The organism is Arthrobacter sp. 01T425, from assembly GCF_056398725.1.
In genome coordinates, this window is record NZ_JBFTPY010000005.1 from 120,918 (window position 1) to 136,240 (window position 15,323).

The following is a 15,323-nucleotide window of genomic DNA, read 5'->3' on the forward strand; positions in this document are numbered from 1 at the left end:
ACTCTTGTGGCACAGCTTACATTTCCGTATTCTCTACAACTATAGAAAATAAAGTTCTGACCCGCCAGGGTCACCGAACGAAGGCCGTCATGATGACCGCACAAACTGACACCCGCACCCCTTACAGCCCCTACAGCCTGGCCACGGGCGCCGAAATCACCGCGGTCCAGGGCATCCTGCGTGCCGCGGGACTGCTGGGCGGGACCCGGCGCATCGCGTACCTCGGTCTGCTGGACCCCGCCCGGAACGCGCCGGCCGAAAGTGAGGACCGCCGGTTCCGGGTCTTCCTGCACGATGCCGCAGGGGGAAGGCCGGCCGATGTGACCGTTTCGGTCTCCAGCGGCACGGTGGTTTCCGCCGTCGAGCTGGACACGGCGGCAACCGGCGAGCTCCCGGTGCTCGAGGAGGAATTCGAAGTCGTCGAACAGCTCCTGGCCACGGACGAGCGCTGGCTCAAGGCCCTCGCCAGCCGCGGTCTGGACGTCAGCAAGGTCCGCGTTGCCCCGCTGTCCGCCGGCGTCTTCGAGTACCCGGAGGAAAGGGGCCGGCGGATCCTGCGAGGCCTGGCCTTCGTGCAGGACTTCCCCGAGGACAGCGCCTGGGCGCACCCGGTGGACGGACTCGTGGCCTATGTCGACGTCGTGAGCCAGGAAGTGACGCAGGTGCTGGACACCGGCGCCGTCCCGATTCCCGCGGAGCACGGCAACTACACCGATCCGGAGCTCACCGGCCCGCTGCGCACCACGCAGAAGCCCATCAACATCACGCAGCCGGACGGGCCCAGCTTCACGGTCACCGGCGGCAACCACGTCGAATGGGAAAAATGGAGCCTCGACGTCGGCTTCGACGTCCGCGAGGGGGTGGTGCTGCACAACCTTGCCTTCCAGGACGGCGACCGCCTGCGGCCCATCATCAACCGCGCATCGATCGCCGAAATGGTGGTCCCGTACGGGGACCCGTCGCCGATCCGGTCGTGGCAGAACTACTTCGACACCGGCGAATACCTCGTGGGCCAGTACGCCAACTCCCTGGAACTGGGCTGCGACTGCCTCGGCGAGATCACCTACCTCAGCCCCGTCATCAGCGACGCCTTCGGCAACCCCCGCGAGATCCGCAACGGCATCTGCATGCACGAGGAAGACTGGGGGATCCTGGCCAAGCACAGCGACCTCTGGACGGGCATCAACTACACCCGCCGCAACCGCCGCCTGGTGATCTCGTTCTTCACCACCATCGGTAACTACGACTACGGCTTCTACTGGTACCTCTACCTCGACGGCACCATCGAGTTCGAGGCCAAGGCCACCGGCGTGGTCTTCACCTCCGCCTACCCCGAAGGCGGCTCGGCCAATATCTCCCAACTGGCTCCGGGCCTGGGCGCCCCGTACCACCAGCACCTGTTCAGCGCGCGGCTGGACATGGCGGTCGACGGCCTCACCAACCGGGTCGAGGAAGAGGATGTGGTCCGCCAGGGAATGGGCGAGGGCAACGAACGCGGCAACGCGTTCTCACGGAAGCGGACTGTCCTGGCGCGCGAGTCGGAAGCCGTCCGGGAAGCCGACGCGCGCAGCGGCCGGACCTGGATCATTTCCAACCCGGAATCACGCAACCGCTTGGGCGATCCCGTGGGCTACAAGCTGCATGCCCAGGGCCAGCCCACTCTCCTGGCAGACCCGGAGTCCTCCATCGCCCGGCGCGCCGCCTTTGCCACGAAGGACCTGTGGGTCACGCGGTTCGCGGAGGAGGAGCGGTACCCCACGGGCGACTTCGTCAACCAGCACGCCGGGGGAGCAGGCCTGCCGGCCTACATTGCCCAGGACCGCGACATCGACGGCCAGGACATCGTGGTGTGGCACACCTTCGGCCTGACCCACTTCCCGCGTCCGGAGGACTGGCCCATCATGCCAGTGGACACGGTCGGCTTCAAGCTCCGGCCCGAGGGCTTCTTCGACCGCAGCCCCGTGCTGGACGTGCCGGCCAACGCTCAACAGTCCTCTGGCTGCCATGGCGATGGCGACGCCGGCGCACACTGCCACAGCTAGGCCGACGCCGTGAGTGTCGCAGCCAGCTTGGGCCGCCGGGCCGGCCCCGCCGGCGTCGTCTTCCATTCCCGGATCTGCGCCGCCGTGACCGCGGCGTCGTGCCTCGCGCATCTGTGGCTGGCCGCCGGGAACCAGCACGGGGCCTGGCTGAACGTGCTCATGCTCGCCATGGGGGCAGTGTGCCTGCCGTGCGCCGTGCACATCTGGCGCCACGGCAGGCTCAGGGCCCTTCGCCAGGTGATGGCCGCGGCGCTGGCCATGACCGCGGTTCACGCGGTCCTGCTCCTCGGCACGGGAGCCGGCGGCACGGGCCACAGTCACCATGGAACCGCCGCAGTGGCCGCAGGGGCCGGCGGCGCCGGTGCGGCGCCGTCGGGCTCCGGGGCGCTGCTGGCAGTCATCGCGCTGGAAATGACGACGGCGCTAATCGCCGCGACGCTGCTGGCCCGGCTGCGGGCGGACCCCGGTCGGCCGTATCTTGGTTGAAGCGCAGCTGAAGCGCTGCTTCCGGGTTGGTCAGCGTCAGTCGTTGAACAGCCCCGCCAGGTCCTCCGCCGTCAGGGCGCCGCCGGTGAGTGCGTCGCCTTCCATGACGTCGGCGAAGAGCTGGGATTTTTTCGCCTTGAGCGCCATGACCTTCTCCTCGATCGTGTCCTTGGCGACCAGCCGGTAGACCATGACGTTCCGGGCCTGGCCGATCCGGTGGGTCCGGTCCACGGCCTGGGCCTCCGATGCCGGGTTCCACCACGGGTCCAGCAGGAACACGTAGTCGGCCTCGGTGAGGTTCAGGCCGAAGCCGCCGGCCTTGAGGCTGATGAGGAACACCGGCGCGGCGCCGTTCTTGAACTCGTTCACGACGTCGGTGCGGTTGCGTGTGCCGCCGTCCAGATAGCAGAACTCGATGTTCTCCTCGACCAGGCGCTCCCGGACCTTGCCCAGGAAACCGGTGAACTGGCTGAAGATCAGGGCCCGGTGCCCTTCGGCCACCAGGTCCGCGAGCTGCTCGAACAGGACATCGAGCTTGCTGGAGCGCACCCCGGACAGGGAGGGATCGATCAGCGAGGGATCCAGGCTCAGCTGCCGGAGCAGGGTCAGCGACTGGAAGATGGTGAACCGGTTCTTGTTGACGTCCTCAATCAGGCCCAGGATCTTTTGGCGCTCCCGCTGCAGGTGGGTCTGGTAGACCTTCTGGTGCCGCGGGTTCAGCACGACTTCCAGGATCTGCTCCTGCTTGGGCGGCAGGTCACTGATGACCTGTTCCTTGGTGCGCCGCATCATGAGCGGCCGGACGCGCCGCCGGAGCTTGTCCAGCTGCCCCTTGTCACCGTTCTTCTCCACCGGCTTCTGGTAATACTCGGCGAACCGTTTGGGGCTGGAAAAGAGCCCGGGAGCCACGATCGAGGTCAGTGCCCAGAACTCCATCAGGTTGTTCTCCAGCGGCGTGCCGGTGATGGCGAGTTTGAAGGCGGCGGGCAGTTTGCGGGCGCACTGGTAGGCCTTGGACTGGTGGTTCTTGACGAACTGCGCCTCGTCCAGGACCAGCCCGGCCCAGGTCTGGGAGGCGTAGGCCTCGTAGTCGATCCGGAACAGGGCGTAGGAGGTGATGATGATGTCCGCTCCGGCCATCGCCTCGGCCGGGTGCGAGCCGCTCTTGGCGAAGGTTTCGCCGATGGCGCGCACGCTGAGCCCGGGCGCGAACCGTGCCGTTTCCGCCTCCCAGTTGCCCACCACGGAAGTGGGGGCGACGACGAGGAACGGGGCGGCCCCGGACCCGGGCCCGGCTTCATCGCCTGCGGCGGCGTCTTTTGCGGCGCAGATCAGTGCGAGGGCCTGGACGGTCTTGCCCAGGCCCATGTCGTCGGCCAGCACGCCGCCGAGGCCGTGGCGGTACAGGAAGCTCAGCCAGTTGAAGCCCTCCAACTGGTACGGGCGCAGCTCGGCGTTCAGCGACCCGGGCAGCGGAAGGCCCTTGATGCCACCTTCGAGGAGACCGCCCACGGACTCGCGCCACGCCGCGGCCTGTTCATCCACGATGCCCAGGTGTGCGAGCTCGTCCCACAGCCCGGCCTGGAAGCGGCTGATCTGCAACGGGGCGTCCTTGTCGCCGGGGTTGTCCTGCAGGGAGCGGGCCTCGTCGATCAGGGCCCGCAGCTGGTGCAGCTCCGGCAGATCCAGCGCGAAGTACGCCCCGCTGGGGAGCAGCATGCGGGTCTGGCCGGCGGCGAGGGCGGAAAACAGTGCCGCGAAGGAAACCGGCTGGCCCTCCAGGGTGATGACGATGCCCAGATCGAACCAGTCGCGGCTGTCCGTCGCCTTTGTGGAGATCGCCACCACCGGGGCTTCGTCGGCTTCGCGGTAGTCCGCAATCTCGCCGGAGGTATCCACGGAGACGTCGGGGAGGTCCCGGAGCCGGGGGAGCACGTCCTCGGTGAAGGCGAGGGTGTCCAGTCCGGTCAGCTCTGCCGTTGCAGCCAGGCGCGGCGTGCCCCAGCCGCCGGTCGCGGATTCGCCCAGGGCCGGCACGACGTCCCAGGGCTGCCCGACCGCCTCGAGGATGCGAGCCTCGGCCGGGTCGTCCCGGTAGCCGTGATCGCCCGGGTGCCGCCACAGCGGCTGCGCCGTGACGAGGTTTCCGGACGTGTAGTGCCATTCCCAATGCAGCCGGACCCGGTGGTCGGCCCCGTAATTGGCCAGCAGGGACAGGGTGGGGACGGCGAGCGTGGGCAGTTCCACCGACTCGTCGGAGGCGGTAACCCGGGCGGTTTGCTTGAGCTTGGGGTAAAACCCGGTCAGGAAGCGGCTTTCGTCCCGTGCGGGGATGTGCAGGGTGGTCCCGCCCGTGACGAAGGTCAGCAGTTCCTCGCTGAGACCGCTTTCCAGCGGGGCGAGGGTGATGACGGGGTCGGCGGGGGCGGTACCGGGCAGGGCGCCGCCGCCGGACGCCAGGAAGATTCCGTGCGCCGGGCGGCCGATGGTCCCGACCGACGCCGGATCCACCACCTCACCTTCGACCGTGATGGTCGGCGCGAGCTCGAGACCGCCGTCGTCCCCGCCGGTGCCGATCCGTGCCAGGTTCAGCCCGACGGCGGCAGGCTGCTCGACCAGGCGCACCGGCTCCGTGCCGCGGCTGTGCACCAGGGCGACGCCGATTTTCTGGGCCTGGGACAGCAGGCTCCACAGGTTCTTGCCGGCGTAGGTGTTCAGTCCCAGCCACAGTCCGGTGCCGGAGTGCTGGCGGTTTGCCACAGCGGTGTGCGAGGCGAGGAATTCCTGCATCCACTCGACGTGCGCCTCGTTGCATTCGCGCCGGTAGTTCAGGTAGCTCAGTGTGCTCCAGGAGACGTCGCCGCGGATCCACTTGCCCTTGGCGCCCATGATGACGGGGCGTGCCTTGAGCTGGCGGACGCTGCGGAGCGGGTCGCGGCGGCCCGTGTAGGAAAAGTGCGGGGCGGGTTCCTCGACGTCAAACTGGAGCGCCAGCGGGGTGCCGTTGGCGGACGGCGTGATCCCCGGGTGGGCGATCAGGGGGCTAAGGGCCTGCTCCCAGTCGGCCATTTCCGGTGGCGCGCTTTGGCGGGACAGCCGCGTGCCCTCGGCGGGGGCCAGCAGCTGCATCCTGGTGGCGGGGTTGTCTTCGGCCGCGAAGAGCAGGGCCGCCACGTGCTTGCAGTCCTTGCGGACCGGGCAGCTGCAGACGCCCACCGTGCAGCTCCAGCCGCCCGCCTTCCGGACCAGCTTCGCCGTCGTGGAATAGGGCACGTCGGAACCGCCCCGCACCTTGCCCAGCAGCAGGCCTGTGGCGGCGTCGAAGGAGATCCCGGAAACGCGGCTCCCCATGGCGTAGGCGAGCCCGGCCGCGAGGGAGCGGTCGTTGATCGCGGGAGTCTGTATTGCCAGTGCCGCACTCTCGTCCGGATGGGATGGCATGTGCGCGCTACTTTCGGCAGGTGGTCATCTGATCCATCTTACCGAGCCGGTCGGGACCCCGGAACTTCGCCGCCGCCAGCACAAGCGCCGCTTAAACTTCGCCTGACGTTCAACCGGGGCTCGGCCGCCGGCCGTGACGACGGACCTACCGTGGAGAGGTCCGGAGTATCAGCAGCGCCAGCAGTAAGGATTCCGCATGACCCACAGTGAGCCCACCATCCAGTCCGCCCACAGCTACCCCACCGTGCTGACCACCGAAAGCCTCAAAGGCGGAAACGAGGACGTTGTCGACGCGAACGTCAACGTGGTCAACGCCATGTTCGAGGAGTTGCTGGACACGGAAGAGATCTCCCCGGCCGCGCTGCGCAGTTACTACGTGGACTTCTACCTCACGCAGGCGCTGGCCGGCGGCTTCGCGCAGTACGTGTTCACCGCGCCCGAACGCGAGGAAGTCGACCCCTACGTCCGGGAAGGCCTGGAGGCCATGGGTGCCGCCGCGCACCTGGAGCTCTTCAACCGCACGGTGGCCGCCTTCGGCGCCCTGACCGACACCGACGTCGACAGCTACCTCGACGGCGGCAGCGGCTGGGCCGCCGGAAGCACAGAGGAAGACGAACCGGGCGACGGGGTCTCCGACGCCGTTCGGCGCATCGAAGAACTGGACGGGGAATTCGAGTCGATCCTCGCAACAGAGGACATCGCTGCGCTGAATGCCGCGTGGCTGCGCGGCCAGGAGGACTTGCTGGTCCTTTCCGACGACGACCTCGACGCCCACATTGCCGGGCGGGTGGCCCGGCTTTCCGACCTCGCGGAGCGCCAGGCGGCAGCCGCGGAGGAGGCGCTCCTGGACGCGCCGGAGTTCGAGCAGATCATCCGCGAGCTGTGCGCCCTCGCGGGCCACAGCCTGGTGCGGATCACCATGGGCGATCCGAATTATGAGCACAACGGGGAGACCACCCTGGCCTGGCACTTCACCACGGAACAGGGCGAATTCCTCATGCTGGAGGACGACGACGAGGCCTTCATGCTCAATCCGCGGACCCAGGAAATCCTCGCGGCTGTGGAGTTCGAAGAGGCTGTTGACTTCGAAGGGGCTGTTGAGTTCGCAGGGTCAGCGGAGTTCGAAAAGGCCCGCCCGTAGGCGGCCTTCCGCGACAGTTTTCCGGTACGGCCGGCGTCTGCCCCCAAATGCAGGCGCCGGCCGTGCCGTGTTGAGCAACCCGTGCCGACTAACTCTGGCCCGGCCGTGCCGGGTTTAGTTTTCCTGCCCGGCGGACCGGCCGCGGATCCGCGGCCGGTGAGCCTACCCGGCCGGCGGTGCCGTGATCATTTCCCCGGAGGGTGACACGAGGAACCAGACCCCGCCGACGCCCTGGCCGTTGATGTCCCCCGCGGCCTGGTCCTTGGAGTAGTAGTAGATCGGCATCCCGTTGATGGTCACCTGCATCTTTCCGTCAGCCGTGGGAATGGTTCCGACCTTGCCGGTGACGCCGTTAACTGTGGGAGTCGCCGTCGTCGACGTGACAGCGGGCCACGACGTCAGGCACGCGCCGGTGCAGACGCTGTTCCCGGAATCCTTCGTGTTCTTGGTGAAGAAATAGACGCTCAGTCCCTGGTCGGCCACCACGATCTGGCCCGCCTTGGAGTCGCCTACCGAGAGCTCCGCCGCGGCCATGGACGACGGCGCGGAACTCGCCGGCGCGCTGGACTCTGCGGGAGCCGACGTGGCCGGTGCCGCCGACGTCGGCGTCGTGGTCGTTCCGCCGCCGCAGCCGGACAGGAGGGCGGCCAGAGCGAACGCGGACAAGCCAATGCTGAGATGCTTCTTCATTTGCTGCTCCTAGACTCGAGCCAGCCCAACTCGGAGGCCGGCGCTACGAGATACGACGCCATGGAGAGCGGAATGGTTCATGGCGGAACCGACATGTTCGTGTCGGGCTGTCCTGGGGCACACTGAACTATTGGGCCTGCCCGTACGTCGTAGAGGGGCAGAGCACGAATTTCCGGGAGGTGGGCAATGCCGCTGGACGAAGACGTCGTAGCTGCGATTTACCGCGACCACGGAACGGCCCTGAAACGCTTTGTCCTCAGCGTCTCCCGGGATCCTCAGCTCGCCGACGACGTCGTCCAGGAGACGGTGCTGCGGGTCTGGCAGCAGGCGCCGCAGATCACAGGCAGCCTGCGCAGCTACCTGTTCCGGACGGCCCGCAACATCATGATCGACAATTACCGCAAGGCCCAAAGGCGGCCGCAGGAAGCCGGCGACCGCGATGTCCAGGCCCTCCCGGAAGGCGGCGTCGGCGCCGGGCGCATTGACGAGCTGCTCAACAAGGTGCTGATGGAAGAGGCGTTGCTGCGGCTCAGCGCGGAACACCGCGAAGTCCTTGTTGCGCTCCACTACCGCCGCTACACAGTCCAGGAGGCATCCGCCCAATTGAAGATCCCCAGCGGCACGGTGAAGTCCCGGGCGTTCTACGCCGTCCGGGCCCTACGGACGATCCTCGACGAAATGGGGGTGCAGCAGTGAACGGGACCGAGTTGCATCACTTCCTCGGCGCGTACCTGCTCGGCGGCCTGGAGCCGGCCGAAGCCGCGGCCTTCGAGCAGCATCTTGCGGTGTGCGCCCACTGCCGCCAGGAGCTGGACGAACTTGCCAGCCTCCCCGCGCTGCTGGACGCGATCCCGGTGTCCGACGCCGTCGCGCTCACCGCCGCGGCGGCGGCCGCCCGGGACCGCGCGCTGATCCCGCCGGAACGCGAACCTGTCCCAAACCGGCTCCTGGACGAGCTCGCCGCCCGACGCCGGAAGGTGCGGCGCCGGTGGACGTCGGCGGTGGCCGCGGCGGCCGCCGCATGCCTGGGGCTGGGGATCCTGGCTGGTCCGGTGCTGAACCAACCCGCCAAACCGGACGCGAGCTATTCCGTTGCGGCCAGCAGCGGGTTGGAGGTCACGGTGGGGCTCGTCAAGAAAACCTGGGGCACCGAACTGGCGGTGGACGGCCGCAGCCTGCCCGTCGCCGGGACCCTCTCACTCTGGGTAAAGGACCGTGACGGCGGAGTGGACCGCGCCTGCGCGTGGACGGCGACGCCCACCGGCAGAGTCCGGATCACCGGGGCGACGCCCGTGCAGCTGGCCAGGATCGCCAGTGTCGAGATGCGCGATGAGCAGCAGCAGACCGTAGCTGTCATCGCCGTGCCCCAGGGGTAGCCCACTGGTGGGGCGCGGCGGTCCGTCCGGTCCGGGACATGGAAACCGACGCGGGCCTACATCTTCGCGAGCTTGGCCCGCACTGCCATGTAGATGCCGTAACAGATCAGGCCTACGCCCACTGCGGCCAGCAAGTACACGCCGAACGGCTGCTCCCGCAGGGCCTTCAGGCTGCCGTCGAGCCCGGTTGACTCTTCGGGGTGTGCCTTCACCGTGGCGATGATGATGAGTAGGCCCACCAGCAGCAGGGCAAAGCCTTTGGCAACGTAGCCCACCATGCCGATCACCGTCACTGCGGTGCGCGCCTGCGGCTGGGACGGCATCCGCAGGTACTTGACGAAGGACTTCTTGAAGCCGCGGATCGCGTAGACGATCCCGGTGACGGCTACCGCGGCGCCGATGATCACCAGGAGTGCGACGCCTCCCGGTGCCTTCATGAGGTTTACGGTCATATCGGACGTCGACTCGCGGTTGTCGGAGCCGGCCCCGGTGGCGACCGACGCGAGCGTCAGGGCGAACGCGGTGTACACCACGGCCTGCAGGGCCGCCTTGAGTTTCTTGCCGACCTTTTTCTTGGTCGGCAGGTGCCCGAAATCGAAAATGGCGTCGGACGCCTGCCAGATGGCCAGCGCCACGCAGGCGGCAAACGACGTCCAGAGCAGCAACGGCCCCGCTGGCTGCCCGGCGAGCTCTTCCACCGCGCCGCTGACATCGGCCTGGCCCTGGCCGCCCATGGCAAGCCGGATCGCGACCAGCCCGATGAGGAAGTGCAGCAACCCCGACACGGCGAACCCGGCCCGCGCTGCGATTTCGAGGGGCTTCGAATTGGTGACGTCCTCGGCGACGTCAGCAGCGTCGTTCAATTCTCGTTTGATGATCGTTTCCTTAGTACTACCCAGCGTGGTTCGTTCCGTAATCGTGCCACGCGAAGCCGCTCAACAAAAGGTACCCGCGCGCCGTGGTGCCTAAATCCGGCGGTAGCTGAGGTCGAAGATCAGGCGGCCGGCTTCGTGCGCCTTGTTTTCGAAACTGGTCAGAATACGGCCCTCAAACCGCGGCGCCCACCCGCCGGTCCCGTCGACGCCCTCGTTGGGTCCGGTGTGCTCGGTGCTGACCGGCGCCCGGCCTTCCTTGACCGGTGCTCCGCCCACGCGGGACTCGACGCCGGATTCCCACACCTGGGTCAGGGGGCTGTCCGCGCCGGCGCGCTCGCCCTCGTGCAGGTTCTCGAACTCCGCCGAGCCCGCCATGACCTCGCGGACGTGAACGGCGTAGTTGGACCAGTCGGTCGCGATCCGGAAGATGCCGCCGGGCCTGATGGCCCGGGCTGCGAGATCAGCGAACGCCGGTTGAATGAGGCGGCGCTTGTGATGCCGGGACTTGTGCCATGGATCCGGGAAGAACACCCATAGTTCCGTGACGGAGCCAGCCGGGAGCATGGTTGCGAGCACCTCAGGGGCGTTCGCCTCGACCACCCGCACGTTGCTCAGACCGCGGCTGTTGATTTTGATCAAGGTGTTGGCCAAGCCGGGGGTGTAAACCTCCACGGCCAGGAAGTCCTTGTCCGGGTTTTGTTCCGCGGCGTGGCAAACGGCGTCGCCCAGCCCGGAGCCGATCTCGACAACCAGCGGAGCCGTGCGGCCGAATTCGGCCTCTGCGTCGAACACATAGTCCGGGTGGACGGAGGTGTTGGCGACATGGCGGGGGACCTCAACCGCCCAACGGTCTGCGTGTTCCTCCCAGGCCGCCTGGCGTCGGCCCTGAAGGCGCGTGCCGCGGCGCACGAAGCTGACCGGGCGGCCCCCATAGGTGCCGAACGAGGCCTGGCTGCCGGGGGTCACGGGGCGCGGCAACTGGCTCTGGTCCGGGACGCCGGACTCCGGGTTTGCCTGCAGGCCGGGGGATTCTGGGGATTCGCTCATCCCTTCCAGAATAGTTGAGTTCGCCGGGCCGGGCCGCCCGGGGATCCCGCGGCCGCCCCGGCGGGCCGGCCGCGGAGAAGGGGCCGGCCACGGAGGAAGGATTGAAGGGAAGGGGTGAAGACGCGGGCCTGCAAGAATGGGGCGGGTGACCTCAGCTGGGAAAACTGACGAGTTGGACCATTCGGCCGGCGCCGTTCTCCGGGACGGCCCCGTCGGGCCGCCGCGCGCTGCCGGCCGCCGGCAGCTCGCGTATTTGGGGATCTGCCTGGTCCTGATCGGGCTGAACCTCCGCACAGTGTTTTCGAGCTTCGCTGCGGTACTGCCGGAGGTGACGGCCGACGCCGGGCTTCCGGCCTGGGCGGTCATGGTGCTCACCACCGTCCCGGTGACGCTGCTCGGGGTGTTCGCTCCGCTCGCCCCTGGGCTGGCACGCCGGTTCGGGGCCGAACGGGTGCTGCTCGGTGCCATGGCGGTGCTCACCGCCGGGCTGCTGCTGCGGCCCCTGGAGCTGCCGGCGGCCGGCCACCTTCCGGCTCTGCTCGCCGGGACCGCCGCGTGCGGGGCCGCGATTTCACTGTGCAACGTGCTGCTGCCGGGCGTGGTCAAGCGTGACTTTCCGCATCGCCTGGGCCTCATGGGCGGCCTCTACACCACGGCGATCTGTGCCTCGGCCGCGCTCGGTGCCGGCTTCACGTTCCCGGTCTTCCGCGCGAGCGGGGAATGGACGGCGGCGCTCTGGTTCTGGGCGTTGCCGGCCGGCGTCGTCCTTCTGCTGTTCCTGCCGCCGGCGCTCCGGGCCCGTCCCGGCGGGGCGGCGCGGCCGGCCGGAGGCGTCAACGTCTGGCGTTCCGCCGTGGCCTGGCAGGTGACCGGGTTCATGGTCCTGCAGGCCATGATGTCCTTCAGCGTCTTCGCCTGGCTGGCGCCGATCCTGCGCGAACGGGGGGTGGACGGCGGCACGGCCGGCCTGATCGTCTCGGCCTCGATTGCGCTGCAGATGCTGGGCTCGCTGTTCGCGCCGGCGCTGGCCACCAGGTTCCGGGACCAGCGTGCTCTCAACACGGTGGTGGCGCTCATGACCGGCGGTGGCTTCGCGCTGAGCATCTTCGGGCCTGTGGAACTCCTGTGGCTGTGGACCGGGCTGCTCGGCCTGGGGCAGGGAAGCCTGACCGCCGCCGCGCTGACGCTGATCATGGTCCGCACCCGGGACGGGCACACCGCGGCCCACCTTTCCGGGATGATGCAGGGCGTGGGCTACGGGATTGGCTCCAGCGGCACGCTCCTGGTCGGCCAGCTGCACCAGTCCACCGGATCCTTTGCAGCGGCGGGTGTGCTGTTCATGCTGGTGGGCTCTCTCGCAGCGGTGTTCGGGTACCGGGCCGGGCGCGACCGCTACATCGGCGACTGATGTTTTAAATGCGATGAGCTATCAGTTGTGGCTGTCCTGAACCCTCCAGAACAGCCACAGCTGATAGCTCAACCGGGCGGGACCGGATCAGAGCGTAAGGTCTTTGCCCTTGGTTTCCGGGATGGTGAAGATGCAGGCCGCGGAGATGGCGAGCAGCAGCACGGCGTACACATTGAACAGCTGCGGCATCTGCACGGTGGTGCCGAGCCACTGCTGCAGATAGGGCGCGGTTCCGCCGAACACGGCCACGCAGATCGAGTAGGGCACTCCGACGCCCACGGTGCGGATGCTGGTGGGGAACAGCTCGGCGTAGACGGCCGGGACGATCGCCGCGCTGGCGGCGATGAAGATCAGCATGACGGACATGCTGACGGCCAGCTGCCAGGCGGAATCCTTGAGCAGGGCGGTCATCGGGAAGTGCATGATGCCGGCGCCGATCGCACCGGCCCACAGCACTTTCTTGCGTCCGATCCGGTCCGCCAGCTTGCCCCAGAAGGGCAGCGCCGCGATGAACACGATGTTGCCGATCACGCCGGCCCACAGGGCCTCGCCCCGGTCGATCTTCAGGGCGGTGGTGGCGTAGCTGGGGGCGACGACACCCCAGATGTAGTAGATCACGGTCAGGCCGACCGTCAGGCCGATCACCTGGAGGGCCTGCTTGCGGTGGCGGACAATCTGCGGCCAGATCGGAGCGCGCTTCTCCGTCGCGGCCTCCCCCTCGAAGACGTCCGTTTCGTGCAGCCGGGACCGCATGATCAGCGCGTAGAGACCCATGGCCGCGCCGATCAGGAACGGGATGCGCCAGCCCCACGCGTTCATGAGTTCGGTGCTCAGCGTCATGTTCAGTACGGCACCGAGCAGGGTTCCGAACAGGATGCCCACGGTGCCGGAGGTGTAGATCAGGGTGGCCCAGAAGCCGCGGTGTTCCTTCGGCGCCATTTCGGACAGGTACGTCTGCGACGACGGCAGCTCGCCGCCGTGGGCCAGGCCCTGGATCAGGCGCGCCACCAGGAGCGTGAGCGATGCCCAGACGCCGACGGCCGCGAACGTCGGCGCGATGCCGATCATCAGGCTGCCCACCGACGCCAGCCCCACGGCCAGGGTCATGGAAGCCTTCCGGCCGATCCGGTCACCGATCCAACCGAACAGGAAGCCGCCGAAAGGGCGGGCAACGAAGCCGACGGCGAAAATCGCCAGGGTGGACAGCACCGCGGACGCAGGATCCGACTTGCTGAAAAGCTGGCTGGCGATGAACGGCGTGAACGTGGCGTAGATGGCCCAGTCATACCATTCGACGGCATTGCCGATGCCGGTGCCGACGAGCGTCTTGCGGGTGGATGTTCGGGTTGCCGCCGGCGTGATCGTGGCTGCAGTCATGGTCTTCTCCCTCGGGGTGCGGGTTAGGAAAGGGCGGAGGCGGCGGCAACCGTGTTGGCCGCGGCAGGAGCGTCGGCGGCCGCGAGTGCGGCCAGCCTTGAGATGGCGAGCTCGGCGTAGAGTGCGGCGCCGTCAGCCAGCACGCCGTCGTCGAACGTGGCGTACGGGGAGTGGTTGAACGCGGAGGTGGCATGGTCGGTGTCCCGGGGGACGGCGCTCAGCCCGATGAACGTGCCGGGGACCTCGGCCAGAACCCTCGAGAAGTCTTCGGAGCCGCTCAGCGGGGTGGCCCAGCGGGAGAGCCGGGAGTCGCCGAACAGGCCCGCAATGACGTTCTCCGCGGTGTGCGTTTCGTCCTCGTCCGTGATGGTCAGCGGATACTCCTGCTGGTAGTCGACGTCGACGTCCAGGCCGTGTGCCGCCGCGATTCCCTTCAGCAGCCGCGGCACGGCGTCCATCATTTTCTGCCGGGCTTCCTCGGAGAAGGTCCTGATGGTGGCCTCGATGCGCGCGGTTTCCGGGATGATGTTGCGCTTGGTGCCGGCCTGGAGGACCCCCACGGAGAGGACTACGGGGTCGAACATGTTGAACTGGCGGGTGATCATGACCTGGAGGGCAGTGACCATCTCGGCGGCCGCCGTGACGGGGTCCTTGGCCGAGTGCGGGGCCGAGCCGTGACCGCCGGCGCCGAGCACGGTGACCACCAGGCCGTCGGAGGAACTCAGCATGACGCCGGGCTTGGTGCAGAACGTGCCGTGCGGTTCGAGGGCGGAAAACACGTGCATGCCGTAGGCGGCGTCCACACGCCGGCCGGCGGCATCCAGCACGCCTTCGCGGATCATGTGGCTCGCGCCGTCGAAGCCTTCCTCGCCGGGCTGGAACATCAGGACGACGTCGCCGGCCAGCTGGTGCCGGCGTTCGGCCAGGAGGGTGGCGGCCCCTGCCAGCATGGAGGTGTGCAGGTCGTGGCCGCAGGCGTGCATGGCGCCGTCGATCCTGGACGTGTAGTCCACGCCCGTCTTCTCCTGCACCGGCAGGCCGTCCATGTCAGCGCGCAGCAGCACCGCCGGGCGCGAGCCCCCTTCGGTCCCGGGCCCCTGGCCCCGCAGTACTGCGGTGACCGACGTCGTCTCCTGGCCCAGGGTGATCTCGTAGGGAAGCCCGTCCAGGGCCTTGAGCACCTTCTCCTGGGTGCGGGGCAGCGCCAGGCCGATCTCGGGTTCCCGGTGCAGTTCGTGGCGGAGCCGGGCAAGGTCCGTCTGCATTTCCCGGGCATCTGCGGTGATCGGCACGTGTTCTCCTTGTTTGTCGTTTGTCGTTTGTCGAAAATCGCCTGGCTGGCGACTGGCTTGTTTTTCGAAGTTCCTTGGTTCACGTCCGGCGGGGACGTCCTGCGTCTATTCTCAAGTGACACAGTTCACACCCGCCCGAAGGGCAGAA

The 15,323-nt window shown here is 68.1% G+C and carries 12 protein-coding genes; 6 read left to right on the top strand and 6 right to left on the bottom strand.

All coding sequences use genetic code 11. From position 1 onward, the window contains the following. Window positions 1-89: 89 nt before the first annotated feature. Both AC1DNG_RS08235 and AC1DNG_RS08240 read left to right on the top strand, forming a co-directional pair. Window positions 90-2,042 carry a primary-amine oxidase gene (locus tag AC1DNG_RS08235; protein WP_476857020.1) on the top strand — a complete coding sequence of 651 codons (1,953 nt, stop codon included), beginning with the start codon at window positions 90-92 and terminating at the stop codon, window positions 2,040-2,042. Window positions 2,043-2,051: 9 nt separating this feature from the next. Beyond that, window positions 2,052-2,528 carry a hypothetical protein gene (locus tag AC1DNG_RS08240; RefSeq protein WP_476887109.1) on the top strand — a complete coding sequence of 159 codons (477 nt, stop codon included), beginning with the start codon at window positions 2,052-2,054 and terminating at the stop codon, window positions 2,526-2,528. A 36-nt stretch (window positions 2,529-2,564) separates the two neighbouring features. On the opposite strand, the gene AC1DNG_RS08245 is transcribed toward AC1DNG_RS08240, so the two are convergent. Continuing rightward, window positions 2,565-5,969: a DEAD/DEAH box helicase gene (locus tag AC1DNG_RS08245; RefSeq protein ID WP_476857018.1), complete on the bottom strand. Its 3,405-nt coding sequence runs from the start codon at window positions 5,967-5,969 to the stop codon at window positions 2,565-2,567. 196 nt (window positions 5,970-6,165) lie between these two features. On the opposite strand from AC1DNG_RS08245, the gene AC1DNG_RS08250 reads away from it, so the two are divergent. Then, window positions 6,166-7,110 (top strand): DMP19 family protein, encoded by a 945-nt coding sequence (locus AC1DNG_RS08250; protein WP_476857017.1) that lies wholly within the window; start codon window positions 6,166-6,168, stop codon window positions 7,108-7,110. Window positions 7,111-7,272: 162 nt separating this feature from the next. Here AC1DNG_RS08250 and AC1DNG_RS08255 read toward each other — a convergent pair whose 3' ends face one another. Further along, window positions 7,273-7,800, bottom strand: coding sequence for a COG4315 family predicted lipoprotein (locus AC1DNG_RS08255; protein ID WP_476857016.1), 528 nt, complete (start codon window positions 7,798-7,800; stop codon window positions 7,273-7,275). A 186-nt stretch (window positions 7,801-7,986) separates the two neighbouring features. Between AC1DNG_RS08255 and AC1DNG_RS08260 the strand changes: the two genes are divergently transcribed. Further along, window positions 7,987-8,496, top strand: a complete 510-nt coding sequence (locus AC1DNG_RS08260) for a sigma-70 family RNA polymerase sigma factor (RefSeq protein WP_026538160.1) — start codon at window positions 7,987-7,989, stop codon at window positions 8,494-8,496. After that, entirely contained in the window at window positions 8,493-9,176 is a 684-nt protein-coding gene (locus AC1DNG_RS08265) for an anti-sigma factor family protein (RefSeq protein WP_476857014.1), read from the top strand. The genes AC1DNG_RS08260 and AC1DNG_RS08265 overlap by 4 nt, the downstream gene beginning before the upstream one ends. A gap of 56 nt (window positions 9,177-9,232) precedes the next feature. Here the strand turns inward: AC1DNG_RS08265 and AC1DNG_RS08270 are convergent, their stop codons facing one another. Together AC1DNG_RS08270 and trmB are read right to left on the bottom strand one after the other, a co-directional pair. Continuing rightward, a complete protein-coding gene (locus AC1DNG_RS08270; protein ID WP_476857013.1) occupies window positions 9,233-10,039 on the bottom strand; it encodes a DUF1206 domain-containing protein in 807 nt (268 codons plus the stop codon). 102 nt (window positions 10,040-10,141) lie between these two features. Next, window positions 10,142-11,098 (bottom strand): tRNA (guanosine(46)-N7)-methyltransferase TrmB, encoded by a 957-nt coding sequence (gene trmB, locus AC1DNG_RS08275; RefSeq protein ID WP_476857012.1) that lies wholly within the window; start codon window positions 11,096-11,098, stop codon window positions 10,142-10,144. A 172-nt stretch (window positions 11,099-11,270) separates the two neighbouring features. Between trmB and AC1DNG_RS08280 the strand changes: the two genes are divergently transcribed. Then, entirely contained in the window at window positions 11,271-12,506 is a 1,236-nt protein-coding gene (locus AC1DNG_RS08280) for an MFS transporter (protein ID WP_476871858.1), read from the top strand. 87 nt (window positions 12,507-12,593) lie between these two features. Here the strand turns inward: AC1DNG_RS08280 and AC1DNG_RS08285 are convergent, their stop codons facing one another. Continuing rightward, a complete protein-coding gene (locus AC1DNG_RS08285) occupies window positions 12,594-13,883 on the bottom strand; it encodes an MFS transporter (protein WP_476887110.1) in 1,290 nt (429 codons plus the stop codon). A 23-nt stretch (window positions 13,884-13,906) separates the two neighbouring features. Further along, window positions 13,907-15,175, bottom strand: coding sequence for a M20 metallopeptidase family protein (locus AC1DNG_RS08290; RefSeq protein WP_476857010.1), 1,269 nt, complete (start codon window positions 15,173-15,175; stop codon window positions 13,907-13,909). Window positions 15,176-15,323: the final 148 nt, after the last annotated feature.

Coding starts and splice junctions, on each gene's coding strand:
- AC1DNG_RS08235 (WP_476857020.1), top strand. CDS start 90: ATGATGACCGCACAAACTGACACCCGCACCCCTTACAGCCCCTACAGC.
- AC1DNG_RS08245 (WP_476857018.1), bottom strand. CDS start 5,969: ATGCCATCCCATCCGGACGAGAGTGCGGCACTGGCAATACAGACTCCC.
- AC1DNG_RS08250 (WP_476857017.1), top strand. CDS start 6,166: ATGACCCACAGTGAGCCCACCATCCAGTCCGCCCACAGCTACCCCACC.
- AC1DNG_RS08255 (WP_476857016.1), bottom strand. CDS start 7,800: ATGAAGAAGCATCTCAGCATTGGCTTGTCCGCGTTCGCTCTGGCCGCC.
- AC1DNG_RS08260 (WP_026538160.1), top strand. CDS start 7,987: ATGCCGCTGGACGAAGACGTCGTAGCTGCGATTTACCGCGACCACGGA.
- trmB (WP_476857012.1), bottom strand. CDS start 11,098: ATGAGCGAATCCCCAGAATCCCCCGGCCTGCAGGCAAACCCGGAGTCC.
- AC1DNG_RS08285 (WP_476887110.1), bottom strand. CDS start 13,883: ATGACTGCAGCCACGATCACGCCGGCGGCAACCCGAACATCCACCCGC.